Below are 25,534 nucleotides of genomic sequence, written 5' to 3' on the forward strand. Positions count from 1 at the left end.
AGCCGAATCCGCCGGGGGAGTATGTGAAACATGTTGATCCGCCGAGCACTTGGGTCTGATCAGATAATGGTCATCGTGGTGAACGGCAGGTCGTTGGTGTAGACGGACTCGCTCTCCGAGACTCTGAGCAGTCTGCTGCGCAGCCCGAGACCACCGTGCCCGCCGAGCGCGATCCCGCCCGCGGGGTGCTCGGCGGCGCCGTCGTTGAGGAGTTCGATGGTGTGGAGGGCCGACACGTCGTTCGTCTGCATGATTCCTGCCTCTTCTCGTGAGTGGTTCCGAGGTGGTTTCCGAAGTGGTGCCCGGACGGTTCAGGAACAGTTCCGATCCAGTGCGAGTGCGAGTGCGAGTGCGTGGAGCGATGGATCGTGACCGGCGGCACACGGCGAGTCCCACGACAGGTACGCCGTGTCAGGTGCATCGCCGCGAGCGCGCTGCCACAGGTGTGACACGCAGTCACCCCGGGGAGGTCGGTGCGGCGGGTTCGGCGAGCAGCAGCAGTGACGGCACCCGGTCGGGGAAGCCGGCCCGCAGCAGTCCGTGCCCGATCCCCGCGAGCCCGGTCAGCAGCCCCGGGTGCGGCGCCTGACCGGGGGTTCCACAGCGTGGCCCGGCCCGGTCGGCCGCCGCCAGCAGGGCCCCCGCCCGTTCCACCCAGCGGGCACGGGCGCCCGCCGTCGTGCCCAGCCGCAGGAGTTCGAGCACCCCCAGCTCGCCGTGGCACAGGCTGTCGTCGAGCGGCGGGTCCGCGTGTGCGATGTCCGCCAGCGCCTCGCCCGCCCAGGCCGCCAGCCGTGGGTCGGCCCGCGCGGCGGGGCTGTCCAGTACCGCCAGTGCGACGCCCGTCCGGCCCCGGCACCAGGAGGCGCCGGAGTCCACGGTGCCGGCCGCGGACCGCAGCGCCGCGAGCCCCGAGGCGCGGTACGGTTCACCGCCGCCCGCCTCCGCGAACCGCAGCAGCGCCCAGCCGATTCCGGCGGCCCCGTCGGCGAACCCCGCGCTGTCCGGCAGCGGTGCCTCGCGCAGCAGTCCGGCGCAGTGTTCGGCGCCGCGCCAGACATCGGCCCGGCCGGTGGACCGGTAACCGGCGATCAGGCTGACCAGTCCGCCGGCCGTGCCGCCGCGCACCCCGTACTCGCTCTCCGCGACGGCCGCGGCACGGGTCAACCGCAGTGCGGGGACGACGAGTTCGCGTAGGCGCGGATCGTCCAGCGTCTCCGCGACGTGTCCCAGCGCGTAGGCGATGCCGCCGAGCCCGGCGAACGCGCCCGAGCCCACCGGGCCGAGGTCGTCCGGACGGTTGTGCAGCGCGTCCAGCAGCCCGGCGAGAGGCGTCAGCGCCTCCCGGGCGGCCGTGGCGTAACGGTCCGCGCCGGTGAGCGCGGCGAGCTGGGCGAGGAAGTACGCGGCACCGGTGTAGCCGCCCGCCAGGTCGGCGGCCATCGGCCCCAGCCGCCAGTAGCGTTCGCCGAGCAGTTCCAGACCGATCCAGTTCAGCCGGGTGGGCCCGGAGTACGCCTGGGACACCAGCCCGTCGCCGATCGACCGGGCCGCCGCGAGCAGGTGTTCCGGCTCCGGGGCGGTCGCCGCCGTACGGACCCTGCGCGGCCCGGCTCCGGAGCCGTGGGCGGGCTCGCGCGAGGTGGTCACCATCGCGGCCCGGATGATCCGTTCCTGGTCCTGACGGTCCACCGTGTCCATGGCGGCCAGCTTCGCCCGGACCCGGGCCAGACCCGTCCGGGTGAGGACTCCGGGCAGCGCCCGTCCCGTCGCGCTCCACAGGCCGGTGCCTTCCGGCCGGGTGGTGAACAGGGGCACGTCCCCCGACCACAACTGGGTGAGTTCCTCGTCCAGCAGACCGGGCAGCACGGCGGGGCCGAGCACGTCGGTGCCCAACAGGGACAGCACCTCGTGCCGTTCGCCCGCCTCCTTCATCAGGTCCGGGTGCGTGGACTCGTCGAGGAGCGTCGAGTAGACCCAGGTCGGCCGGACCACCACCCGCACCTCGTCCTGCGCGAACTGTTCCAGCAGCCCGCCCGGGTGCAGGAGTTCGCAGCGGGAGCGGCTGATCGCGGTGTATCCGGCACGGAATCCCGCGCAGAGCGACCGGGTGAACGCGGACGGATCGGCCGGAGTCCCGGTCAGCCGGGGCCGGTTGGCCGACTCGCCGAAGCGGCCCGGCCGCCGTACCAGCCGCATCCGGTCCGTCCCCGCATCGGCCCAGTCGGCGGTGCGGACCGGGGAGGAGGCGGCCTGCCCGCCGCCGATGCCGGACATGTCGAGGGCCGTCTCGTCCCCGACGAGCAGTTGCGGCAGCAGCCCCACCCGGTGCACCGAGTCGTGCAGGGCGCGGGCCGCCGGATCGTCCGACTCCGCGGCGGGCAGCGGCGGGTGGAACAGTGTCTCGATGTCGACGAGCACCGGGTGCTCCCCGTCGGCGATCAGGTTCTCGTAGTGCAGATCGGTCCCGTCCAGCATGTGCAGCAGTGCCAGCAGCGCGCCCTGGCGCCGGTAGAAGGACTCCACCTGGCGGGCCGAGCGGCAGGGCCGTTCCGCGACGAACTCCACCCATCCGTAGTCCCCCCGGTCCAGCACGGCGAGCGCCCGGAGCCCGGGGGTGCCGGGCAGTGCGTTGAACCAGCGGACGAGTTCGTTGAAGTGCCGGTGGGCGGCGAGCGGCCGGGGCTTGTAGACCAGCCGGGAGCCGTCCTCGAACCGGAGCAGCATCACGGTCCGCCCGCCCCGGTGGCCGTCCCCGGCACCGGGCTCGACCCCCACCAGCAGTCCGCGCCGCCCTCCCCGGCGGTCGTCGGCCGCCCCGGGACCCGCCGCCCGGTCATCGGCTGTTCCGCTGCCGTCCGTTCCGCCGCCGGCCGCTCCGTCATCGACCGCCGTGCCCGGCAGCACCGGCCGGTCGGCGGCGAACCGGACCAGCATCTCGGTGAGTGCCGCCGCGGCGTCGAGCGTGGCCCGCGCCAGGATGCGGGCGAGTACGGGGTACGTGGCGAACAGCGCGGCCAGTCCGTCCCGGGAGCCGGTCAGCCGCACGAAGTCCGCGAACCGGTCCTCGGGGCTCTCTCCGGCCAGCCGTCCGTCCTTGCGTGCCAGATGCAGTTCCAGGACCAGGGTGCGGGCGGCGAGCCGGGCCAGCCGCCTGGCCAGATGCTGCTCGAAGTCGCGTCGCACGGAGGCGAGTTCGGCGTACGCGTACGGCCGCTGCGGCAGCCCCTCCAGCATGCGTTCCGCCGCGCGGGCCGTGAGCGGGGCGAGGGCGCACGCGAAGCCGCGCAGTCCCGGGAAGCCGTCCCCGTCGTCGACGACCGCCTTCTCGGGAGCGGCGAGGACCGCTTCCCGGACGAACACCGCCCAGTCCGGCGTGTGGTCGGAATGCGGTTCACCGGCGGTGAGCGCGGGCCGCCACCACGGTCCGTCCAGCGGGGCGGACCCGGAAGCCCCGGTCCGGTCCGCACCTGACGGACGTGTCATGGGGGAGACGCACAGCCGTGCGCCGCCCCTCGCTTCGTCACCCGTCATCGCACCTCCTCGGTCCGGCGCCGGTGTCACCGGTCCGCCGCGTCCATACTCCCGACGCGAGGCCCGGCGGGCATGGGGGCAGCGCCCCCATCTTTCTGCCCCGGCCGTACGCGGGGTACGGATGACGGGTGCGAGGCACGAACGCAGCGCACGGGTACGGGCCTGGGAGACGAGGCACTGCACGGGCACGGATGACGGGTGCGGGGCGCGGGTACGGAGCACGAGCACGGGGCAGGGGAACGAGCACAGCCCGCGATGCGGCCCTCCGGCCCACCTCGCTTCCGGCCCGCCCCGTTCGCGCCTCACCGTTCCCGGTCACCGTTCGCGATTCACCGTTCGCGATTCACCGTTCGCGGCTCACCGTTCCGGCGTCGCCGCGTCGACGCGTGGCGGGGCGGTCGACCCCCGGACCATCAGTTCCGCCCCGATCGTCGCGATGCCGCCCGGCGGGGGCGTCTCCTTGCCCATGGCCAGCCGCCCCGCCCGCGCGCCCGCCTCGTACAGCGGCAGCCGCACGGTCGTGAGCGCCGGGACCGCGTCCACCGAGAACGGCAGATCGTCGAAGCCCGCCACCGACACGTCCTCGGGGATGCGCAGCCCGCGCTCCCGGATCGCCGCGCAGGCGCCCAGCGCCACCGTGTCGTTGGCGGCGACGATCGCGGTCACCTCCGGTTCGCGGCGCAGGAGTTCGAGGGTGGCGGCGTACCCGGACCGGCGGTCGTAGAGGCCGTGGACGGTCAGCCGTTCCTCGTCGCACGCCCCCCGCGTACCGCCGAGTCCGTCACCGTCACGTTCACCACCGCCCAGTCCGCCGCCTGGTCCGCCACCGAGTCCGGCCGCCCGCATCGCGTCCCGGTGGCCCTCCAGCCGGTGACGGGTCGTCGTGCGCTCCGCCGGGCCCGCGACGTAGCCGATCCGCGTGTGGCCGAGCGCGAGCAGGTGCTCGGTGAGGCGGCGCGCGCCGCCCCGGTTGTCGAAGGCCAGCGCGGCCACGACCGCCTCGCCGCCCGCCAGCGGGGGCCGCCCGCACAGCACCACCCGGGTCCCCGCGTCCGCGAGCTTCGTGAGCTTGGCGGAGATCGCCGCCTGATGGACCGGGTCCTCCACGGCGCCCCCGGTCAGGATCACGGCCGCGGCGCGCTGACGCTGGAGCAGCGTGAGGTAGGTCAGTTCGCGCTCGGGGGAGCCGCCGGTGTTGCAGACGACGGAGAGCTTCTCGCCCCCGGCCCGCCCGGAGGCGCCCGTCCGTCCGGAGGCGCCCGTCCGTCCGGAGGAGGTCGCCCGCCCGGAGGGGCCCGTCCGCCCGGAGCCGCTCCCGGCCCCCGCCCACCCGGCGTCGCCTCCCGCCCCCGGCTCGCCGATCTCTGTCTGTGCCGCGCCGGCCGTGATCCCGAAGAACGGGTCGGCGATGTCGTCGACCAGGATCCCGACCAGGTCCGACGTGGCCGCCGCCAGCGAACTCGCGGGCCCGTTGAGCACGTAGTCCAGTTCGTCCACCGCGCGCAGCACCCGCTCCCGGGTGGCCTCGGCCACCGGGTAGTTGCCGTTCAGCACGCGGGAGACGGTGGCCGCGGACACCCGGGCGCGGGCCGCCACGTCCGCCAGGGTGACTGTCAACACTTTCCTCCGAGGTGCGACACGGTGAGAGGCAAGAGGCGAGGGATGGAAGAAGCCGTCAGCGTGCCCCCTCTTGTCCGGGCTGCTGTCGGCAGGCTAGCGTCATGCCAGGTAGAAAGCGCTTGCTGCACGGCTGTGTCGCCGCCGATGTCGCGATCGAGCCCCTGCACCCGATGTTCGTCTCGGACCGCTGCGTCGTCTCCACGCTCTCCCCGGCCCTGGACATCGCGGAACGCTTCCCCGCCGACCAGGTCGGCATGGTCGTCGACACGTACCACATCTGGCGGGACGACCAGGCGCCCGCGCAGATCGACCGCGCGGGCGCGACCGGCCGCATCCACTCCTTCCGGTTGGCCGGCTGGATCACCCCGCTCCCGGCCGGTGTCCTGCTCGGTCGCGGCCGGATCGGCGACGGAGCCGTGGACTTCCACGCGTTCCGCTCGCTCGTCGACGCCACCGGTTTCGATGGCCCGATCGAGGTGGGGATCTTCAACGAGGCCCTCTGGGCCCGCGACGGCGCCGAAGTTCTCGCGGAGGTCGCCGACCGCTACGCCGAACACGCCTGCCGGGAAGCACTTCTGACGCTCCGTTTGCCTCAAAGGTAAAGAGATCGTCAAGGCGTGCAACCGTTTCGGGGACCGCCGAGTCGTATCTGGCGTCGGGCGCTTCCGGGGAGGGGATCTGGGGGGATCGGGAAGCCCTGACGGAGGGGGAAAGCGAGGGGGGTCCGGTCACTTCGACCGGGCCCCGTTTCGTTTGTGCGGCTCCCTTCCCCAGAGTCCGTGGAGCCTCCCCCGAACCTCCCCGGCGCCCCGGAACCTCCCCGGCGCCCCCGAACCTCCCCGGCCCGACGGCGGCGGTGGCCACTGACAGTCCCTCGGGTCGTCGAGCACGCCGGTACCCGGCGCGAGTCGACGCGAATCCGGCTGCCCGCCCCCACCACGGCCTCCTGGGGCCTCGCTCGCTCTCCTCGGAGCGGTGCGAGGAATGACGTCGAAGCCCGTCCGGCTGGCTGCTTTTGTTCGTTGCTTCCGGGAAGTGCGGCATGGCAGCATTCGACGCGTGTTCGAAAACGGGGATCATGTGTCAGAGCCGACTGTACGCCGCTCGAAGCTCGCCGAGTGGGCTGAACGTCCTCCGCATGACGGTACTTCGACTTCGCGCGAGGCGTCCGTCTCGCCTTCCGCAGCAACGTCCGAAGGCGATCCGGCGGCGGTCGCTCGGCGCGAGTTTGCTGTGTTGCTCGGCGAATTTCGACGCACGGCGGTGTTGGTCCCACTGGACGCGGACGGGGATCTGTGGTCCGCGGAACAGAACGGGGTGCGCTGGATCTGCGCGTTCTCGGACGAGGAGGCACTCGCCAGATTCGCCGTCGCCCGTGGCGACGGCGAACGGGAGTGGACCTATCGGACCGTCCTGGGGGCGCGGTTGCTGGACGTGATGGTGCCGATGCTGCCGGGACCGGCGGGGGTGGCGCTGGACGCGGGCAGTGAGGGCGGGATGTTGTTCCCGCCGGTGGCGGGAATCGTGCCGGATGCGGTGGCGGTGGATCTCGGAGGTGCGGTGTGAGCGAGGACGGAGCCGATCTGCATGTGCCGCCCGACGCGCTGGCCGCGATCGCCAAAGGGATCGATCTGGCGCATTCCGAGTTGAAGGATCTCGGGATGGTCGGTGAGGCGTCGACGGGGCGTGGCTTCTCGGATCTCGGTTTGTCTGGACTGGAGTTGGGACATGGCGGGCTGGCGTCGGAGTTCCGGACGTTCTGTGACCGCTGGGAGTGGGGCGTGCGGGCCCTGACGCGGAAGGGCAACGACTTCGCCCTGGGAGTCGGGCTGTCGGCCGGCGCTTTCGCGGAGCAGGAACAGTACGTCAAGGACTCGTTCAAGATCGGCGTGAACTCCCTGAACGGGAATCCGCACCTGTCCGAGGACGAGGTCAAGAACATGAGCTGGGACACGATCAGCAGACAGTCCGCGTATGACGACCCGGACTTCAGCCGCGAGTCGGCCCTGAAGGCGTATGGAGACATGGAGCAGACCTGGCGGGACACGGGCCGTGACCTGGGAATCGGACCGCCGGACCCCGCCGAGGACTCCGGGGTGATGGATTCGGAGGTGCTGGACCGGGCGGCCGAGCGGCTCAGGGGCCACTCGGGTACGTCGCCGGAGACGACCGCGCAGACACCGCGAGGGTCGGGGCAGGGGGACTGAGGCGTGGACTGGGGGAAGCTCGGCGACGGGCTGATCGACGGGGCCGGCCGTGTGGTCGACCAGGGCAAGGAACTCGCCGGGAAGGCGATCGACGTCGGCACCGACGTGGTGGGCGCGGGACTGGACAAGGTCGGTGCGCACGACTGGGCGGACGGGGTCGAGGACTGGGGGGACTCGACCGCGTCCTCGCTGGGAGCGGAGGTCGGGGAGCGTCAGCTCGGGCAGAGCGAGGAAGCGGATGAGCTGATCCACGGCAGGCCGGAGAAGATCACCGCGACGGTGAAGAACCTCCGCGACTTCCAGCGCGCGTTCGATCTGGTCGGCAGCGGGATGAAACGGCTCGATTCCGGCCACTGGAAGGGCGTGGCGGCCGACGCCTTCCGGCGGAAGTTCGAGACCCTGCCGACGGACTGGCTGCGCGCGGCGGATGCGTTCGAGGACGCCGCCGGGGCGTTGGAGACGTACGCGCAGAGCGTGACCAGCGCGCAGGGCAAGGCCCGCGAGGCGATCGCCCTGTACAGGGAAGGCAAGCAGGACTACGAGACGGCCGCCGCCGCGTTCCAGGAAAAGGCCGAGGCGTACAACACCGCCCGCAACACCGACCATCCGCTCCCGCACCCGGGCGAGTTCTCCGATCCAGGGCAGGCCAAGCGACAGCACGCGCAGGAGATCCTGGAACACGCCCGGCAGGCGCGCGACGAGGCCGCCGAAGCGGCCAAGAGCGCGATAACCACCGCCATGGCACACGCACCGAAGGAACCCACCGGCCTGAACCGGCTCAAGAACGAGGTCTACGACCACGTGGTCGGGCAGGGCATCGAGCTCGCCCACTTCGGTGGCGGAGTCGTCAAGGGTGGCGCGGGGCTCGTCAACTTCGTCCGGTCGGTCACCCCGACGGACCCGTACAACCTGACCCACCCGGCCGAGTACTTCAAGGGCGTCCACATGACGCTCGCTGGGCTCGTCTCCACCGGCGCCCGTCCCGACCGGGCACTGAAGGGCGCCTGGGACGAGGCCAAGGGCGACCCCTCCGAATTCATCGGCCGACTCGTTCCCGAAATGATCGGCACCAAGGGCGGCGGCCTGGTCAAGGGCGGCCTGCGGGCGGCCACGAAGGACGCCCTCAAACACCCCACGGGCAAGAACCGGCACGGACACGAGAAGAACCCCGACTCCAGCGCCAAGAAGTGCAGCGAGGTCAAGTGCGCCGGAGACCCCGTCGACATCGCCACCGGACGCATGCTGCTCCCGCAGACGGACATCGCGCTGCCCGGCTCGCTGCCGCTCGTGTTCGAGCGAGTCTTCGACTCCTCGTACCGGGCCGGCCGCTGGTTCGGTACCGGGTGGTCGAGCACGGTCGACCAGCGTTTGGAGATCGACGCGGAAGGCGTGGTCTTCAGCTGCGACGAAGGCAGCCTGCTCTCCTACCCGCATCCCGCGCCCGGCGTTCCCGTCATGCCCACGCACGGACGCCGCTGGCCCCTGGACCGGGTGGATGACGGCTACACCATCACCGACCCGGAAACCGGCCGGGTCCGGCACTTCGTCGACCAACCCGACGGGGAACTGGCACTCCTGGCCCAGATCGACGACCGCAACGGACGCTGGATCACCTTCGAATACGACGAGACAGGCGCCCCGGCCTCGATCGTGCACCACGGCGGCTACCACCTGAAGCTCACCACGAACGACGGCAGGATCACCGCCCTGCACCTGGCAGGCGCAGCCCCCGACGGCACCGACCAGGAAATCCTCCGCTACGGCTACACCCACGGCCACCTCACCGAAGTCACCAACTCCTCCGGCAAGCCCCTACGGTTCGGCTACGACGAGCAGGGCCGCATCACCTCATGGACGGACACCAACAGCAGCCGGTACGAGTACGTCTACGACGAACACGACCGCTGCGTGCACCAGGCCGGCACCAACGGCCACCTCGAAGCCCACTTCACCTGGGACGACACCGACCCCGCCACCGGCCTGCGCATGACGTCCATGACCGACGGCCTCGGCCACACCACGCGATACGTGATCAACGACCGCTCCCAGGTCATCGCCGAGATCGATGCCTTGGGCGCCGTCACCCGCTTCGAGTACGACCGCTACCACCGGCTGCTGTCCGTCACCGACCCGCTCGGACACGTCACCCGCTCCACCTACAACGAGCACGGCCACCTCACCTCGGTGATCCGCCCGGACGGGCGGGAACTGACCGCCGAATACAACGCCCTCGGCCTACCGGTACGAATGCGGGGAACAGACGGCCTGGTCACCCGGCAGACCTACGACGAGCGGGGCAACCGTACGTCGATCACCGATGCCTCGGGTGCGACAACGACCTATTCGTACGACGAGGCCGGACACCTCACATCCGTGACGGATGCACTCGGCAACTCCACCCGTATCAGCAGTGACGCGGTCGGTCTTCCCTTCGAGATCACCGACCCACTGGGCGCCACCACCCGTGTCGTCCGGGACGCTCTCGGCCATCCCGCCATCCTCACCGACCCTCTCGGCGCGACCACCCGCCTCGAATGGACGGTCGAAGGTAAACTGTCCCACCGTACCGACGCAGACGGCACCACGCAGTCATGGGCGTACGACGGCGAGGGCAACTGCCTCACGCACACCGATGCCATGGGTTCCGTCTCCCACTTTGAGTACACCCACTTCGATCTCATGACCGCCCGCACCGGGCCGGACGGCGTGCGCTACGAGTTCGCCCACGACCACGAACTCCGACTCACCCAGGTCCTCAACCCTCAAGGTCTGACCTGGCAATACGCCTACGACGCGGCTGGCCATCTCATATCCGAGACTGACTTCGACAACCGCACGATCACCTACCAAAGCGATGCGGCGGGCCGTCTCAGCGCACGCACCGACGCGCTCGGCCAGACCATCCGCTACCAGCGGGACGACCTCGACCGCATCATCTCCAAAGACGCCGCAGGCGCGGTCACCACCTTCGAATACGACATCTTCGACCAACTCGCCGAGGCGACCGGCCCGGACACGACCCTCACCTACCTTCGCGACCGGCACGGCCGCCTCAAATCGGAAACCGTCGATGGCCGCACCATGTCGTACGAGTACGACGCCCTCGGCCGACGTACCAGCCGCAGAACACCCAGCGGTGCCTACAGCACCTGGACCTACGACGCCGCAGGCCGACGCACCTCCCTCACCGCCTCCGGCCGCAACCTCACCTTCGAACACGACGCAGCAGGCCAGGAAACCGCCCGTCACATCGGCGACACCCTCACCTTGGCCAACCAGTACGACCTCATAGGCCGCCTCACCGCTCAGCGCATCACCGGCCCGGACAACCGCAGCCTCCAACGCCGCGACTACACCTACCGCGCCGACGGCCACCTCACCGGCCTCACTGACCAACTCTCCGGCCCCAAAACCTTCGACCTCGACACCGCCAGCCGTGTCACCGCCGTTCACGCCGCGAATTGGACGGAGCGCTACGCCTACGACGCAGCCGGAAACCAGACCGAAGCCTCCTGGCCCACATCACACCCGGGCCAAGAAGCCGTCGGCACCCGCACTTACTCCGGCACAGCCATCACCCGCGCCGGCACCATCCGCTACGAACACGACGGGCTCGGCCGCATCACCCTCCGCCAGAAGACCCGCCTCTCCCGCAAACCTGACACCTGGCGATACGAATGGGATGCAGAAGACCGCCTTACCTCTGTTACCACGCCAGATGGCACAAAATGGCACTACAGGTACGACCCTCTGGGACGCCGTATCTGCAAGCAGCGCGTCGGCGCGGACGGAAACTTTCTTTGGGAGGAAGTCACCTTCGCCTGGGATGACAGCACCCTTTGCGAGCAAGTGACGCGTAGCCAGAACATGCCATACGCAGTCACATTGACCTGGGAACACAACGACCTTCACCCACTCACACAAACTGAGCGGATAATTTCTCCCGACGATCCTCAGCAAATCATAGACGAACGCTTCTTCTCCATCGTCACAGATTTCATCGGAACCCCAAAGGAACTTATCGACGACTCAGGGCAATTGGCGTGGTGGACGCGTGCCACGCTATGGGGAACGACCACCTGGAATAGTGCAAGTTCAACTTACACACCGCTGCGATTCCCAGGGCAGTATTTCGACGCAGAGACGAGTCTGCATTATAATCTTTTTCGATATTACGACCCGGAAACCGCACGCTATCTCTCATCCGACCCTCTCGGCCTGTCACCCAGCCCTCATCCGATTACGTACGTCAAGAATCCACATGCGTGGTCCGATCCTCTCGGACTTGCGCCCTGCCCATACATGGACATCTATCCCAGCGGGAAGGGGATCGTGGCCGATCTGGACTCCAAGGGAATCATGAGCTTGGTCATCGAGAAGGGCCCGGACACTCCACGTGGTTCAGAGATGTTCGACAACGCCATAAGAAGCTTCGGAAATGACGTGCAGGGCGTCAAGGGTTACTGGCAGAATGGCGGGACACTACGAGACAATTTGGATTCTTTCAATTCCGCCGCCCGAAATGCACCACCCGGCGACATGCGGGCCCTTGAGAATGCTGCACGAAACACCTTTACCGGTAAGATGGCTGCGCGTCATGGATTCACCGACGTCGAAATAGTGGAGCTGAGAGGACCGCATGGAGACTATAGCAACGTCGGTGTAATATTCAGACCACCTTCTCGTTAATCATTCCAAAAAAGAAAGGCATATCCATGGGAAACGATTTCATGCAGCGCGCCACTGGCAATCTCCGGGCGGCACATAATCAAGGATTGGGTGCGACGGACCTTGGAAGGCTAGCGAGGGAGGTCCTCGGCCCTGCGTTCGGTCCGGTTTCTTTCGTGGGAGCCTTCCACAGCGCATTTGGAATTCCAATAGATGTTCTTCAGCGGGCGCTCGCCTGGCAAGGGTTCGACTTCGGCGGAAGCGTCATCTCGGACGAGGAGTTCACAGACCTCCTCGCCGAGTGGATCAATGATCCTGGGGGTAAGTGACGCCCCAAACCGCACCCCATTCAAGCCTGATGGGCTAAAGATTCTCAGGGTACCCAGGAATGTTACTGTGACATGCCCAGTGAACCTCTCTGAATTATTGAGACCCAACCCAACATGGAGAATACCCACTGGGCGGCATGCCGAACTGTGATTCTTGGAGGATGAGGCGACGATGCGACCACGTATAGCGATCCATCCCCTTACGCTTATGCGGCTGAAACTATCCCGCCTGGCGCAAATGCGCTGAATATCGGATGGCTCGGAGGCGGCAAAGATTCCCCGAGGGCTGATACGCTCGAAGGCTTTCTTGACCCCCCTTCATTCTCCTTGCCCGTGACAATTCCTCCGCAAGGACGCGAGGGTGGCATGCCTGTTGCCTCACGAGAACGGTAAACCCTCATACCCCTATCACGCCGAAGCGGATGGAGCCGGGACTGCACTGGGGGCCTCGGAAGTGCGCGTCTACTCCGCAGACGGAGAATTGCTAATCGCGCCGGATCTCGCTTACCACTATGTCGAGGATCACAAATACCTGCCGTCTCGGGAATTTATTGAAGCTGTCCTGGCGCGGAGGATTTCTCTCGGCGCGAACTGATCCTTTTTCAAGCTGGTGGTGGCGGTTTGTCGTCGCGGCCTTGCTCTTTGGCGGTGAGGAAGAGACTTTCGAACTGCTCCGCGACCCGGACCTGCGTGAGAGATTTCTGTTGCGCGCGTGACAATGCCTCGCAACTCGTCAGCTATTGCTGACCAGTTGCGAGGCACAGTCGGTCTCAGATGTTGATGCGGTGGCCCTTGACCGCCGCGACGAACGACGACCAGCCGTCGGCGGAGAAGACGAGTGCCGGGCCGTTCGGGGTCTTGCTGTCGCGGACGGGGACGGTGGCGTAGCCAACGGCCACCTCAAGGCACTCGCCGTTGGAGCCTCCGCTGTGGCTGGACTTGCGCCACCCGGTCAGCGTTCCGGAGTCGGCGATGACGGGCTCAGTGCAGTGCATGTTCATGCTCCTCAGCGATGGCTCTGATGAGGGCCACTGACCTTTTGTGCGGGGCCGCGTCGCCCAGGGCGAGAGTGTAGGAGGTGTGGCACGCCGCTACCAACGCCGGATCGTCCATGAGATGCCCCGTGCGAAGGCCCTCGACATACGCGATCGGCGCGGCATTCGCGAAGTTCAGCAGATAGAGCATGCTTTCCTGGAGTGCGTGTGCTCCTGAGGCGAAGGTCATCACGTGCAGGCGCAGCCGGCCAGCTTCCGCCATGTCCGCGATTTTGCGCAACTGCTCCGCCATGACGTGCGGTCCGCCCACGCGGCGTCTGAGCGCCGCTTCGTCGAGCAGCGTCCAGGCAACCGGTGTCGATGACCCGCTGAGCAGCCGGCTCCGTTCCAAGCGGTTGACGATGAATTCGTCAAGCTTCTCCGGGCGGTAGTTGGGGTGATACGCCTGGAATACGGCACGGGCGTAGGGCTCCGTCTGGAGGAGACCGGGAATCAGGGAAGCGCCGTACTGGCGAATCTCCGTTGCCTCACGCTCCAGCTCGGCCACCGCCGTGAAGTACTGGGCGAACTTCGAGTCCAGGTCATTGAGCCAGCGGGCGAAGAAGCCATCCGTCTCCAATGCGATGTCGATCCGCTGCGCGTCATCCGGCTTCGGTAGCCGCCTCCCCGCCTCGTAGTGGCTGATCAGCGTGGGTGAGCACACCACCTGTTCGCCCAGTGCTTCCTGGGTCAGCCCTGCCGTCACCCTTCGCAGCCTCAGCTCCTCCCCGTACTTCTCCCTCGGCGTGAGCGGCTTGCGGTCCGTTGCCATGCGGCCCAACTCCCTCGTCTGACCAGCGGGCTGTCAAGCCCGAACCTCTGGAGCGTAGCCACGGGCGACCGCAATCTGTGATGAGTTCGCCACAGAACGCATCCGTATGAGGCAAGTCTTCGAGGCAAGCCAGAGGGAGAGCACGTCGACATGAAGGATCTCGTCCGCCGGTTCACCGAGTTGCTGGTCCGCCCGGTATGGCTGGTCCGCCCGGCACGGCTGGTGCGTCCGGTGCGTCCGGTGCCTGCTGTCGTCCAGCCGTATGCCTGCGCCTACGTGGTCGGCCCCACCGTGCGCCGTACCGGTGAGCGTGCGGTGCGCGGGGAGGACAGTCCGTTGGTCCGCCCGTATGTCATCGCGCACGAGCGGCAGTTGGCCGAGGCGCGGCGTCGGCGACGCACGCTGTGGGTCGCCGTACGTGGTGCGGGCAGCGGGGTGCGTTACGTGCGCCGGGCGGCGGGGGTCGTCGCGTGACCGGGAGGACGGGGAAGGCGGACGGCTCCGGCACCGTGCGGCTGCTGCCCTGGGCCAGGCCGGACGGCAGGCCGTGTTACGTCGTCGGTGACGGCACTGGCTATGTGTCGCGGATGGCCGACCGCGTCGAGAGTATTCAGCTCGGCATGGCGGACGATCTTCTCGGCCACGCCGACGACCTGCTGGCGGAGCGGCGAGTGACCGGCGGCGAACTGCACTACCTCGCCTCGCGGTTGGCCGAGTCCCTGCGTGACGTCAAACGGGTCGCGGAGAGCCGGGGCGCCCGGCTGGCGCAGGTGACCGGGCAGGGGCCGGAGGCGCACGTACCGGAACGGCGATAGCGGTCGTGGGTCAGACGGCCACTGCTGAGACGCCTGCTCCGGGCAGCGTGGCAGCGTATGCCTCGATGTCGGCGCGGTCCGAGGTGAGCACGCTGCCGCCTCCGTGGGAGGCCGTGATGAGGACGGCGAGGGCATCCACGGGATCGGGTCTCTTCTTGGGCGGGAGAGCGGCTGAGCCAATCATGTCTCCGATCGTCTTCCAGTCCTCGATCTTCATCCCTCCCGCACAGGGGAGGCATCGCGGCGAGAGCCCTTCGCGGTGCGCGGATCTGTCGGCAGGGAATACGAAGACGTCGGCAAGAAGGCGATTCCAGGCATAGGCCGTCTTTGAGCTCGTGCGCCATGCCTGGAAGAGGGCGGGGCCGGGGACGATCGGCTTGTGACCTCCGGCCGCGATGAAGCCCTTGTGCAGAACGTGTGCCCGGCGGTCCTGGCCGATCAGGGCGATCAGCATTCCGGTGTCGTAGACGACGACGTTCACGCGGCGGCCTCGTCGCGTGAGGGGCGTCCGAGGATCGTGTTCACCTCTGCCTGTTCCTCCCTGGTCAGCTCGACCTCGTCACCTGCCCAGATGCCGGTGCCCGCCTGTTCCTCGGCCTCCGCGCGGGCTCTCTCGAAGGGCTCGAAGATCCGCTTGACCCGGTCTTGTTGGTCCATTTGTGCCTGGGCGGCGATCGTGAGAAACGTCGAAACGTCGAGTCCGGCGTCTGCGGCGTGCTTTTTGATCCGGTCGCGGACCTCTGCCGGCATGCTGATCGAGAAGCGCTCCGTTGCCATGACACCACGGTAACACTCGGTGTTACCGGGTGGAGTGTGGGAAGCGCAACGAGGTCGAGAGGCGGGGCGGCGGGGAACGGGCGGCATCTCTGACGCCGTGCCGGACGTGGTGAAGGTGGAGTATGTGAAGGCGCACTGAAGCGGCGGTCCGGCCGGCACTGATGCGGCGGGCGGTTCGGTCGGCACTGATGCGGCGGTCCGGCCGGTCGCGGCGTGAGTGGGCGAGGAGGCGTGATGCGCACCAGCGACGAGATCTATCACCGGGTCCTGTGGGACCCGCGGTTCGACCCGGCCCGGTTCGTGCTGGGGATCAGTCAGCGCGGGGATGCCTGCACACGCATTCCGCTGCCTTCGTTCGTGCCCGGGGGCGACATCCCGTGGCACCGGGTGGTGTTCATCGAGGCGGACGGCGAGGTGGTCTGGGACCGGGCCACGGGCGTGGACCGCATCGACGCGTCGGACGCCGGCCGGGTGCGGGACCCGCAAGCCGACCTGAGCTTCGGCGTGAACTCCGACAGCGGCGAGCCCGCCGGCATCCTCGACGTGTCACCGACAGCCGTCCTCGACGTGTCCGCGACGTCGGCCGTTCTCGACGTGCCCCCGACAGCCCGCACGGCGGTGGCCTGGATCCCGCCTGCGGAGCTGTGGCCGCCGATCCAGGATATCCGCCGGGATTACGATCCGCAGATCCACCGGTGGCCGCCGCACGTCAATGTGCTCTTCGGCTTCGTGCCGGAGTCCGACTTCGAGCGGGCTGCCCCGCTGCTCGCCGCGGCGACGGCAGAGACGCCGGTCTTCACCGCCCGGCTGGACGGGGTGCGCACCTTTCGGCACAGGGCGTACTTCACCGTGTGGCTCGACCCGACGGCAGCCGGCCAGGCGCCGTGGGCCCACCTGCACCGCCTGCTGCAGCAGCGGTTTCCGCGCTGCAGTGGGCCCGCCAAGAACTTCACCCCACATCTGTCCCTGGGCCGGACCCGGGATCCGCGGCGAGTCACCGCCGACTGTGTCACCCGGCTCGACACCATGGCGGCGACGGTCTGGGAACTCGTCCTGCTCTCACGCAGGGGTGACGGGCCGATGCGGCCACGGGCCACGGTCGCCCTGCGAACGGGCGAGGTCCGCCGGCTGCCCGCGCCCGGCCCCGGAGCGCCGGGCCCGGAGGACACGGCTTGGCTCTCCGGGATCACCGACAGATGAGGCCATGGCCGGCTGGGGCAAAGCGCCACCGGGCAACAGCTTCCCAGCCGCTCCGACCGCCTTTCTCGGCGAGCGTCTTGATGCCGTGGAGGGTGGTCTCCATCCCGGCCCCGGGCGCCGGCCGAAGCCCCCGTCCCGCGATGTCGGTGCCGCCCGATACCGTCGAAGCATGTCCAACATGGCCGTCCTCGAAGGTGTGCTGGAGCGCATCACGTACGCCAACGAGGAGAACGGGTACACCGTCGCCCGCGTCGACACGGGTCGCGGCGCGGGTGATCTGCTGACCGTGGTCGGCTCGCTGCTCGGCGCCCAGGTCGGTGAGTCCCTGCGGATGGAGGGGCGCTGGAGCTCGCACTCCCAGTACGGCAAGCAGTTCACGGTCGAGAACTACACGACCGTGCTGCCCGCCACCATCCAGGGCATACGCCGCTATCTCGGCTCCGGCCTGATCAAGGGCATCGGCCCGGTCATGGCGGACCGGATCACCACGCATTTCGGCGTCGACACCCTCGACATCATCGAGAACGAGCCGAAGCGCCTGGTCGAGGTGCCCGGACTCGGACCGAAGCGGACGAAGATGATCGCGGCGGCCTGGGAGGAGCAGAAGGCGATCAAGGAGGTGATGGTCTTCCTCCAGGGCGTCGGCGTCTCCACCTCCATCGCCGTGCGCATCTACAAGAAGTACGAGGACGCCTCGATCTCCGTCGTGAAGAACCAGCCCTACCGGCTGGCCGCCGACGTCTGGGGCATCGGCTTCCTCACCGCCGACAAGATCGCCCAGGCCGTCGGCATCCCGCACGACAGCCCGGAGCGGGTCAAGGCGGGACTGCAGTACGCGCTGTCGCAGTCCACCGACCAGGGGCACTGCTTCCTCCCCGAGGAACGGCTGATCGCGGACGGGGTGAAGCTGCTCCAGGTCGACACGGGACTGGTCATCGACTGCCTCGCCGAACTGGCCGAGGACCCGGAGGGCGTCGTACGGGAGAAGGTGCCGTCGCCCGAGGGCGGCGAGATGGTCACCGCCGTCTACCTCGTGCCGTTCCACCGGGCCGAGGTCTCGCTCGCCGCGCAGGTGCGGCGGCTGCTGCGGACGCCCGAGGAGCGGTTGCCGGCCTTCCAGGACGTCGACTGGGACAAGGCCCTGGCCTGGCTCGCGACGCGCACGGGGGCGGCGCTCGCCCCGGAGCAGGAGGCAGCGGTACGGCTCGCGCTCAGCCGCAAGGTCGCCGTGCTGACCGGCGGACCCGGCTGCGGGAAGTCGTTCACCGTCCGGTCCATCGTGGAGCTGGCCCGGGTCAAGCGGGCCAAGGTGGTGCTGGCCGCGCCCACCGGGCGGGCGGCCAAACGGCTCTCCGAGCTGACCGGGGCCGAGGCGTCGACCGTGCACCGGCTCCTGGAGCTCAAGCCGGGCGGCGACGCCGCGTACGACCGGGACCGGCCGCTGGACGCCGATCTCGTCGTCGTCGACGAGGCGTCGATGCTCGATCTGCTGCTCGCCAACAAGTTGCTGAAGGCGGTGGCACCCGGTGCCCATCTGCTGCTCGTCGGGGACGTCGACCAGCTCCCGTCGGTCGGCGCCGGGGAGGTGCTGCGCGACCTCCTCGCCGGCGGCGGCCCCGTTCCGGCGGTCCGGCTGACCACGATCTTCCGCCAGGCCCAGCAGTCCGGGGTGGTCACCAACGCGCACCGGATCAACTCCGGGGTGCCGCCCCTCACCCAGGGCCTCAAGGACTTCTTCCTCTTCGTGGAGGACGAGACCGAGGACGCGGGCAGGCTCGCGGTGGACGTGGCCGCCCGCCGTATCCCGGCGAAGTTCGGCCTGGACGCGCGGCGCGATGTGCAGGTCCTCGCCCCGATGCACCGGGGACCGGCCGGCGCGGGCGTGCTCAACGGGCTGCTCCAGCAGGCCATCACGCCGGGCCGGCCCGACCTGCCGGAGAAGCGCTTCGGCGGCCGGGTCTTCCGGGTCGGCGACAAGGTCACCCAGATCCGCAACAACTACGACAAGGGCGAGAACGGCGTCTTCAACGGCACGGTCGGCGTCGTCACCGCCCTCGACCAGGACGAACAGAAGCTGACGGTCCTCACCGACGAGGACGAGAAGATCGACTACGACTTCGACGAGCTGGACGAGCTGGCCCACGCCTATGCCATGACGATCCATCGCTCCCAGGGCAGCGAGTACCCCGCCGTCGTCATCCCCGTCACGAAGAGCGCCTGGATGATGCTCCAGAGGAACCTGCTCTACACCGCCGTGACCAGGGCCAAGAAGCTCGTCGTCCTGGTCGGCTCACGGCAGGCGATCGGCCAGGCGGTCCGCACGGTTTCCGCGGGAAGACGCTGTACGGCGCTGGATTTCCGGCTGGCGGGACCCTCCGGCGGAGGGTCCTCGGAAAAAATGATCGATCAAAGCGGTGGGAAACATCACGCAGCCCTTCCGGAACCGGAACGGACGGGGCAGGATGAGTAGCCTCGCGGCACTCAGTGCCGCGAGTAGGTCCAATGGACGACCTCGAGTGCACTCTCCTGGGCCGAATGGGGGAGGGTGGAGATAGTCAGGGAACCTCGAAGAAGAGGCACTACGTCGGTGAGGGATGACGTGAGCGAGCACACCAACAACGCTGTAGTACTGCGGTACGGCGACGGCGAGTACACCTACCCGGTGATCGAGAGCACCGTCGGGGACAAGGGCTTCGACATCGGGAAGCTCCGCGCCAACACCGGTCTGGTGACGCTGGACAGCGGATACGGCAACACCGCTGCCTACAAATCCGCCATCACCTACCTCGATGGCGAGCAGGGCATTCTGCGCTACCGCGGCTACCCCATCGAGCAGCTCGCCGAGCGCTCGACGTTCCTCGAGGTCGCGTACACCCTCATCAACGGTGAGCTTCCCAAGGCCGACGAGCTGTCGGCCTTCAAGAACGAGATCACCCAGCACACGCTGCTGCACGAGGACGTCAAGCGGTTCTTCGACGGATTCCCGCGCGACGCCCACCCGATGGCCATGCTGTCCTCGGTGGTCAGCGCGCTGTCCACGTTCTACCAGGACAGCCACAACCCGTTCGACGAGGAGCAGCGCCACCTCTCGACGATCCGGCTGCTGGCCAAGCTGCCGACGATCGCCGCGTACGCGTACAAGAAGTCGATCGGCCACCCCTTCGTCTACCCGCGCAACGACCTCGGGTACGTCGAGAACTTCCTGCGCATGACCTTCTCGGTCCCTGCCCAGGAGTACGAGCTGGACCCGGTCGTCGTCTCCGCGCTCGACAAGCTGCTCATCCTGCACGCGGACCACGAGCAGAACTGTTCGACCTCCACCGTGCGTCTGGTCGGCTCCTCGCAGGCGAACATGTTCGCTTCGATCTCCGCCGGCATCTCGGCGCTGTGGGGCCCGCTGCACGGCGGCGCCAACCAGTCGGTGCTGGAGATGCTGGAGGGCATCCAGGCCAACGGCGGCGATGTCGACTCCTTCATCACCAAGGTGAAGAACAAGGAGGACGGCGTCCGGCTGATGGGCTTCGGGCACCGCGTCTACAAGTCCTTCGACCCGCGCGCCAAGATCATCAAGGCCGCCGCCCACGACGTGCTGTCCGCGCTCGGCAAGTCCGACGAGCTGCTCGACATCGCGCTGAAGCTGGAGGAGCACGCGCTCTCCGACGAGTACTTCGTCGCGCGCAACCTCTACCCCAACGTGGACTTCTACACCGGTCTCATCTACCGGGCCATGGGCTTCCCGACCGAGATGTTCACCGTGCTGTTCGCGCTCGGCCGCCTCCCCGGCTGGATCGCCCAGTGGCACGAGATGATCAAGGAGCCGGGTTCCCGCATCGGCCGCCCGCGCCAGATCTACACCGGCGAGGTCCTGCGCGACTTCGTCCCGGTCGAGAGCCGCTGAGTCCGAGCGGACCGAGCCCGAGCCGATCGAGCCCGGACGGACTGAGCCCGGGCCATTGAGGCTCGTGGCGCCTCGCACCATCCCGGCCGCCCGTCGGCCGGTGGGTCTTCGCCCCGTGTACCGCGCTGTCGCACAGAGCGCGGAGCACGGGGCGATTCGCGTTCCGGGGAAGGCGGAAGCCCGTGGACGGTAGGCGCTGCGAGGGCGGTACGCGTTCCGGGGTGGTGCGCGGGGACGGTGGCGGGCAAGGGAGAAGCGCCTCGCCGTCGATCCCCCCACGGGCCGACAACGAGGCGCTTCCCATATCCCGGAGCGGATTCCCCCCACGGGATCCGGCCGGGTGTCTGCGGGAGCAGAGGCTCCTGGGCATACTCTCGCCCACTGCGGACTGCGTTCTTCACTTGTACTTCCGGTGCGATCTGCCGGGGTACGTACGCACGGGAGGGCCGCTCATAGCTCCCCGGTGCACGTGCCCCGGCCAACGCTTGCCCGAAGCGTCCCCCAAGACGCTTCGCCGGACGTCCCCCAAGACATCCTTGGCATCGCACTCTTAGACTCGCGAACCCATCGGATGGTTACCCTCAAATCGATGTGATCTAAGTCTCTTTGTGGAAGTTACGTGAAGGCACGCAATCGCAGGCTGTTCGTCACGACGAAGACCGATGAGAGCGCCATCGCCGCTCCGGCAATCATAGGGTTGAGCAGCCCAAATGCCGCAAGGGGCAGGGCGGCGACGTTATAACCGAATGCCCAGAGAAGGTTGCCCTTGATGGTGGTCAGGGTGCGTCGGGAGAGCCTGATCGCATCGGCCGCCACCTTGAGATCTCCACGAACGAGCGTGAGATCGCTCGCCTCGATCGCCGCGTCCGTGCCGGTTCCCATGGCCAGCCCGAGATCGGCCGTGGCCAGGGCGGCCGCGTCGTTCACCCCGTCGCCGACCATGGCGACGGAGCGTCCCTGGGACTGGAGTTCCTTGACGACGTCGACCTTGTCCTCGGGCATGACCTCCGCGTACACCGTGTCGATCCCGACCTCGGCTGCGACGGCCTCGGCCACCGCCCGGTTGTCGCCCGTCAGCAGAACGGGACGCAGACCGAGCGCGCGCAGTTCGGCGACGGCCTTGGCGCTGGAGCTCTTGACGGCGTCGGCGACCTCCAGGACCGCGCGCGCCTCGCCGTCCCAGGCGACCACGATCGCGCTACGGCCCCGGCCCGCCGCGTGCGCCACGGCGCCCGCCAGTTCGGCGGGGATCCCGATGCCCGCCTTCGCGAGCAGTTGTTCGCGGCCGACGAGGACGGCGTGGCCGTCGACGATGCCCTGGACGCCGAGTCCGGGGACGTTGGTGAAGTCCTCGGGGGTGGGGAGGGGGCTGCCGGTGCGTTCGGTGGCGCCGGTGGCGACGGCCTGGGCGATGGGGTGTTCGGAGGAGTGTTCCAGGGCGCCGGCGAGGCGCAGGACTTCGGTCCGGGTGGTGCCGGTGGTGGTGTGGAGGTCGAGGAGGGTCATGCGGCCGGTGGTGACGGTGCCGGTCTTGTCCAGGACGATGGTGTCGACGCGGCGGGTGGTCTCCAGGACTTCGGGGCCCTTGATCAGGATGCCGAGCTGGGCGCCGCGGCCGGTGCCGACCATGAGGGCGGTCGGGGTGGCCAGGCCCAGGGCGCACGGGCAGGCGATGATCAGTACGGCCACGGCGGCCGTGAACGCAGCCGTCACGTCGTCCGTGACGAGCAGCCACGCGACCAGTGTGGCCAGGGCGAGCGCGATGACGGCCGGGACGAAGACGGCCGAGATCCGGTCCGCGAGGCGCTGTGCGGCCGCCTTGCCGTTCTGCGCGTCCTCGACGAGCCTGGCCATCCGGGCCAGCTGCGTGTCGGCGCCGATCCGGGTCGCCTCGACGACCAGCCGGCCGGAGGCGTTCACGGTGGCCCCCGTGACGGAGTCGCCGACGCCCACGTCGGCCGGGGCGGACTCCCCGGTGAGCATGGAGGCGTCCACGGCCGAGGTGCCCTCGACGACCGTGCCGTCGGTGGCGATCTTCTCGCCGGGCCGTACGACGAAGCGGTCGCCGACGACGAGACGGCTCACGGGAACGCGCACCTCCGTACCGTCGCGGAGGACGGAGACGTCCTTCGCCCCCAGGTGCATCAGCGCACGCAGGGCGGAACCGGCCCTCCGCTTGGAGCGGGCCTCCAGGTAGCGGCCGAGCAGGATGAAGGTGATGACGCCCGCCGCGACCTCCAGATAGATGGTGGAGGAGGCCCCGTGGCGCGAGGCGATGAGGTCGAAGCCGTGCCGCATCCCGGTCACGCCCGCGTCACCGAGGAACAGGGCCCACAAGGACCATCCGAAGGCGGCAAGGGTGCCGACCGAGACCAGGGTGTCCATGGTGGCCACGCCGTGCCGCAGATTGGTCCAGGTGGCGCGGTGGAAGGGCAGCCCGCCCCAGACGACGACGGGCGCGGCGAGAGCGAGGGAGAGCCACTGCCAGTTGTCGAACTGGAAGGCAGGGACCATCGAGAGCAGGACGACGGGGGCGGCGAGGACCGCCGACACGGTCAGGCGCCGCCGCAGTGCGGCGAGCGCGGCGTCGGCTTCCCGTTCGGCGGCGTCCGCGGGCTGCTCGGTGACGTCGGCGGACTGGTCGGCTTCGGTGCCGGCCAGGGGCGTGGGAGGTCGTGCGGGGGTCCGTGCCGGGGCAGGGAAGGAGGGGGCCGGTGCGGGGCCGGATGCGGGCTGTGCCGTGTAACCGGTCTTCTCGACCGTGGCGATCAGATCGGCGATCCCGGTGCCCGGACCGAACGACACCCGGGCCTTCTCGGTCGCGTAGTTGACCGTGGCGGTGACGCCGTCCATGCGGTTGAGCTTCTTCTCGACCCGGGCCGCGCAGGAGGCACAGGTCATCCCGCCGATAGCGAGTTCGGCCCGGGAGATTTCGGTCGCCGGTGCCCCGGCTTCCGTCGCGCTGTGCATGTCCGAAACTCCTGAAACGCAGACCGGGCCGTACCCCACCAGTATCTGCTGGCAGGTCCGGCCCGGCGACAACGCGGGTGATGCGGGTCGGCCCGGGGAGCGGCTTCGTCCCGGGCTCGTGGGTCAGGCCGTGGCGCCGACGAGCTCGTAGCCCGCCTCGTCGACCGCGGCGCGCACGTCCTCCTCGGACAGCGGGGCGTCGGAGACGACGGTCACCCGGCCGGTGGAGGCCACCGCCTTCACCGAGGTGACGCCCTTGATGCCGGAGATCTCCTCGGAGACCGCCCCCTCGCAGTGTCCGCAGGTCATGCCGGACACCTGGTAGACGGTGGTCACCGCGCCCGACGCGGAGTCGCCGCCGGCGCTGTCGTGGCAGGAGCCGCTCGGCGAGCAGCAGGAGCCGGTGGCCTGGGGAAGCTGGGTCTCGACGGTCATGGGTGTTCTCCTCTTCGACTCTTCGACTGCCACTCCTCGGCCGCGACGCTCCGGCCACGGCTTTCCGGTCGCGGCGAGCGCGAAACGGCATGGCGTCGGGAACCCGGCGGGTCCGGTGGGCTCCGACACTCGCCACTTTATACCCCTAGGGGGTATGAATGCGAGTTTCCGCGGCGCTGGGCGAGTGTCACCGGTGGGAGAGCCGCCCCCGGAGCCGGTCGGCGTGTCAGCCGGCCCGGCGTGGTCCGGCCGGTACGCCGTTCCCGGGCGGGCCGACCGGTCCGTCACTCCCGTGCGGGCCGGTCGGTGCGCCGAGGCGGGGCGGGCCGCCGCAGGAGCGGAGGTAGTCCCGGGTACGGCGGGCGATCGGAAACGGCTTGTCGGGCGGGCACGGATACATGTCCTGCTCGACGATGGCGAAGAGGTCGACGTCCAGGGCGCGGGCCGCGGCGAGCACGGGTTCCAGCGCGGGCACCCCGCCCGGCGGTTCGCACATCACGCCCCGCGCCACGGCGGGCCCGAACGGCACCTCGTCCGCCACCACCCGGGCCAGGACCTCCGGATCGACCTGCTTGAGGTGCAGATAGCCGATCCGCTCGCCGTAGGTCTCGATCAGTTCGACGCTGTCGCCGCCGCAGTACGCGTAATGACCGGTGTCGAGACAGAGGGAGACCAGGTCGGGATCGGTGGCGTCGAGGAAGCGGCCGACGTTCTCCGCCCCGTCGATGTGGGTGTCGGCGTGCGGGTGGACGACGACGCGCAGCCCGTACCGGTCCCGTACCTCCCGGGCCAGCCGCTCCGTCTGGCTGGTGAGATCGCGCCACTGCCCCGCGGTCAGCTCCCGGTCCTCCAGGACCTCGCCCGTCCGGTCGTCGCGCCAGAACGCCGGGATGACCACCAGATGCCCGGCGCCCATCGCCCGCGTGAGTGCCGCGATGCCGGCGACATGCGCCCAGGTCCGGTCCCAGACGCCCGGCCCGTGGTGCAATCCGGTGAAGACCGTCCCGGCCGACACCCTGAGCCCCCGGCGGCCGGTCTCGTCGGCGAGCCGGGCCGGATCGGTCGGGAGATAGCCGTACGGGCCCAGCTCGATCCACTCGTAACCCGCTTCGGAGACCTCGTCGAGGAAGCGCTGCCAGGGCACTTGCCGCGGATCGTCGGGGAACCAGACCCCCCACGAGTCGGGTGCCGAACCGATGCGGATGCGCGACGGAGCAGGTGCTCGGGAGGGAGAGACCATGCGGTCCAGACTTCCGGCCCCCGGAACCCCTGTCA

General features: G+C 69.1%; 18 protein-coding genes and 2 pseudogenes. 10 read left to right on the forward strand and 10 right to left on the reverse strand.

Annotated elements, in window-relative coordinates:
* Positions 1-59 precede the first annotated feature (59 nt).
* The 3 genes from ACFYXM_RS29335 to ACFYXM_RS29345 all read right to left on the reverse strand — a co-directional run bounded on the left by ACFYXM_RS29335 (position 60) and on the right by ACFYXM_RS29345 (position 5,151).
* Complete coding sequence (locus ACFYXM_RS29335) at positions 60-251, reverse strand: hypothetical protein (RefSeq protein ID WP_389293839.1); 192 nt, start codon at positions 249-251, stop codon at positions 60-62.
* Between the two features lie 205 nt (positions 252-456).
* Positions 457-3,534, reverse strand: a complete 3,078-nt coding sequence (locus ACFYXM_RS29340; protein WP_389293841.1) for a type 2 lanthipeptide synthetase LanM family protein — start codon at positions 3,532-3,534, stop codon at positions 457-459.
* 357 nt (positions 3,535-3,891) lie between these two features.
* A complete protein-coding gene (locus ACFYXM_RS29345; protein ID WP_389293842.1) occupies positions 3,892-5,151 on the reverse strand; it encodes a LacI family DNA-binding transcriptional regulator in 1,260 nt (419 codons plus the stop codon).
* Between the two features lie 149 nt (positions 5,152-5,300).
* Between ACFYXM_RS29345 and ACFYXM_RS29350 the strand changes: the two are divergent.
* From ACFYXM_RS29350 to ACFYXM_RS29370, 5 genes and pseudogenes are all read left to right on the forward strand, one after another.
* A pseudogene (locus tag ACFYXM_RS29350) lies at positions 5,301-5,756 on the forward strand (TIM barrel protein); the annotation flags it as partial.
* Between the two features lie 382 nt (positions 5,757-6,138).
* Positions 6,139-6,720, forward strand: a complete 582-nt coding sequence (locus tag ACFYXM_RS29355; protein ID WP_389293844.1) for an SseB family protein — start codon at positions 6,139-6,141, stop codon at positions 6,718-6,720.
* Positions 6,717-7,361, forward strand: coding sequence for a hypothetical protein (locus ACFYXM_RS29360; protein ID WP_389293846.1), 645 nt, complete (start codon positions 6,717-6,719; stop codon positions 7,359-7,361). The genes ACFYXM_RS29355 and ACFYXM_RS29360 overlap by 4 nt, the downstream gene beginning before the upstream one ends.
* A gap of 3 nt (positions 7,362-7,364) precedes the next feature.
* Positions 7,365-12,050, forward strand: coding sequence for a putative T7SS-secreted protein (locus tag ACFYXM_RS29365; protein ID WP_389293847.1), 4,686 nt, complete (start codon positions 7,365-7,367; stop codon positions 12,048-12,050).
* Positions 12,051-12,076: 26 nt separating this feature from the next.
* The gene (locus ACFYXM_RS29370; protein WP_389293849.1) at positions 12,077-12,358 is read left to right on the forward strand and encodes a hypothetical protein; all 282 of its coding nucleotides are present in this window, start codon (positions 12,077-12,079) and stop codon (positions 12,356-12,358) included.
* Positions 12,359-13,128: 770 nt separating this feature from the next.
* Here ACFYXM_RS29370 and ACFYXM_RS29375 read toward each other — a convergent pair.
* The gene (locus ACFYXM_RS29375) at positions 13,129-13,353 is read right to left on the reverse strand and encodes a DUF397 domain-containing protein (protein ID WP_389293851.1); all 225 of its coding nucleotides are present in this window, start codon (positions 13,351-13,353) and stop codon (positions 13,129-13,131) included.
* Complete coding sequence (locus ACFYXM_RS29380; protein WP_389293853.1) at positions 13,340-14,164, reverse strand: Scr1 family TA system antitoxin-like transcriptional regulator; 825 nt, start codon at positions 14,162-14,164, stop codon at positions 13,340-13,342. The genes ACFYXM_RS29375 and ACFYXM_RS29380 overlap by 14 nt, the downstream gene beginning before the upstream one ends.
* 150 nt (positions 14,165-14,314) lie before the next feature.
* On the opposite strand from ACFYXM_RS29380, the gene ACFYXM_RS29385 reads away from it, so the two are divergent.
* Both ACFYXM_RS29385 and ACFYXM_RS29390 read left to right on the forward strand, forming a co-directional pair.
* The gene (locus ACFYXM_RS29385; RefSeq protein ID WP_389293855.1) at positions 14,315-14,638 is read left to right on the forward strand and encodes a hypothetical protein; all 324 of its coding nucleotides are present in this window, start codon (positions 14,315-14,317) and stop codon (positions 14,636-14,638) included.
* Positions 14,635-14,979: a hypothetical protein gene (locus ACFYXM_RS29390; protein WP_389293857.1), complete on the forward strand. Its 345-nt coding sequence runs from the start codon at positions 14,635-14,637 to the stop codon at positions 14,977-14,979. The genes ACFYXM_RS29385 and ACFYXM_RS29390 overlap by 4 nt, the downstream gene beginning before the upstream one ends.
* A gap of 10 nt (positions 14,980-14,989) precedes the next feature.
* On the opposite strand, the gene ACFYXM_RS29395 is transcribed toward ACFYXM_RS29390, so the two are convergent.
* The gene (locus tag ACFYXM_RS29395) at positions 14,990-15,460 is read right to left on the reverse strand and encodes a hypothetical protein (RefSeq protein ID WP_389293858.1); all 471 of its coding nucleotides are present in this window, start codon (positions 15,458-15,460) and stop codon (positions 14,990-14,992) included.
* Positions 15,457-15,756: a hypothetical protein gene (locus ACFYXM_RS29400; protein ID WP_389293860.1), complete on the reverse strand. Its 300-nt coding sequence runs from the start codon at positions 15,754-15,756 to the stop codon at positions 15,457-15,459. Before ACFYXM_RS29400 ends, ACFYXM_RS29395 begins: the two co-directional genes overlap by 4 nt.
* Positions 15,757-15,990: 234 nt before the next feature.
* Here ACFYXM_RS29400 and ACFYXM_RS29405 point away from each other — a divergent pair.
* From ACFYXM_RS29405 to ACFYXM_RS29415, 3 genes and pseudogenes are all read left to right on the forward strand, one after another.
* Positions 15,991-16,878: pseudogene (locus ACFYXM_RS29405) on the forward strand (RNA repair domain-containing protein); the annotation flags it as partial.
* Positions 16,879-17,125: 247 nt separating this feature from the next.
* The gene (locus tag ACFYXM_RS29410) at positions 17,126-19,426 is read left to right on the forward strand and encodes an ATP-dependent RecD-like DNA helicase (protein ID WP_389293861.1); all 2,301 of its coding nucleotides are present in this window, start codon (positions 17,126-17,128) and stop codon (positions 19,424-19,426) included.
* A 129-nt stretch (positions 19,427-19,555) separates the two neighbouring features.
* Positions 19,556-20,854 (forward strand): citrate synthase, encoded by a 1,299-nt coding sequence (locus ACFYXM_RS29415; protein WP_389293862.1) that lies wholly within the window; start codon positions 19,556-19,558, stop codon positions 20,852-20,854.
* 615 nt (positions 20,855-21,469) lie between these two features.
* Here ACFYXM_RS29415 and ACFYXM_RS29420 read toward each other — a convergent pair.
* The 3 genes from ACFYXM_RS29420 to ACFYXM_RS29430 all read right to left on the reverse strand — a co-directional run bounded on the left by ACFYXM_RS29420 (position 21,470) and on the right by ACFYXM_RS29430 (position 25,499).
* Entirely contained in the window at positions 21,470-23,824 is a 2,355-nt protein-coding gene (locus tag ACFYXM_RS29420; protein WP_389293864.1) for a heavy metal translocating P-type ATPase, read from the reverse strand.
* 123 nt (positions 23,825-23,947) lie between these two features.
* Positions 23,948-24,259, reverse strand: a complete 312-nt coding sequence (locus ACFYXM_RS29425; protein WP_389293866.1) for a heavy-metal-associated domain-containing protein — start codon at positions 24,257-24,259, stop codon at positions 23,948-23,950.
* Between the two features lie 226 nt (positions 24,260-24,485).
* Complete coding sequence (locus tag ACFYXM_RS29430; RefSeq protein WP_389293867.1) at positions 24,486-25,499, reverse strand: sugar phosphate isomerase/epimerase family protein; 1,014 nt, start codon at positions 25,497-25,499, stop codon at positions 24,486-24,488.
* Positions 25,500-25,534: the final 35 nt, after the last annotated feature.

Origin of the sequence: Streptomyces sp. NPDC002476, from assembly GCF_042889785.1 — a bacterium.
In the GTDB taxonomy this organism is placed as follows: domain Bacteria; phylum Actinomycetota; class Actinomycetes; order Streptomycetales; family Streptomycetaceae; genus Streptomyces.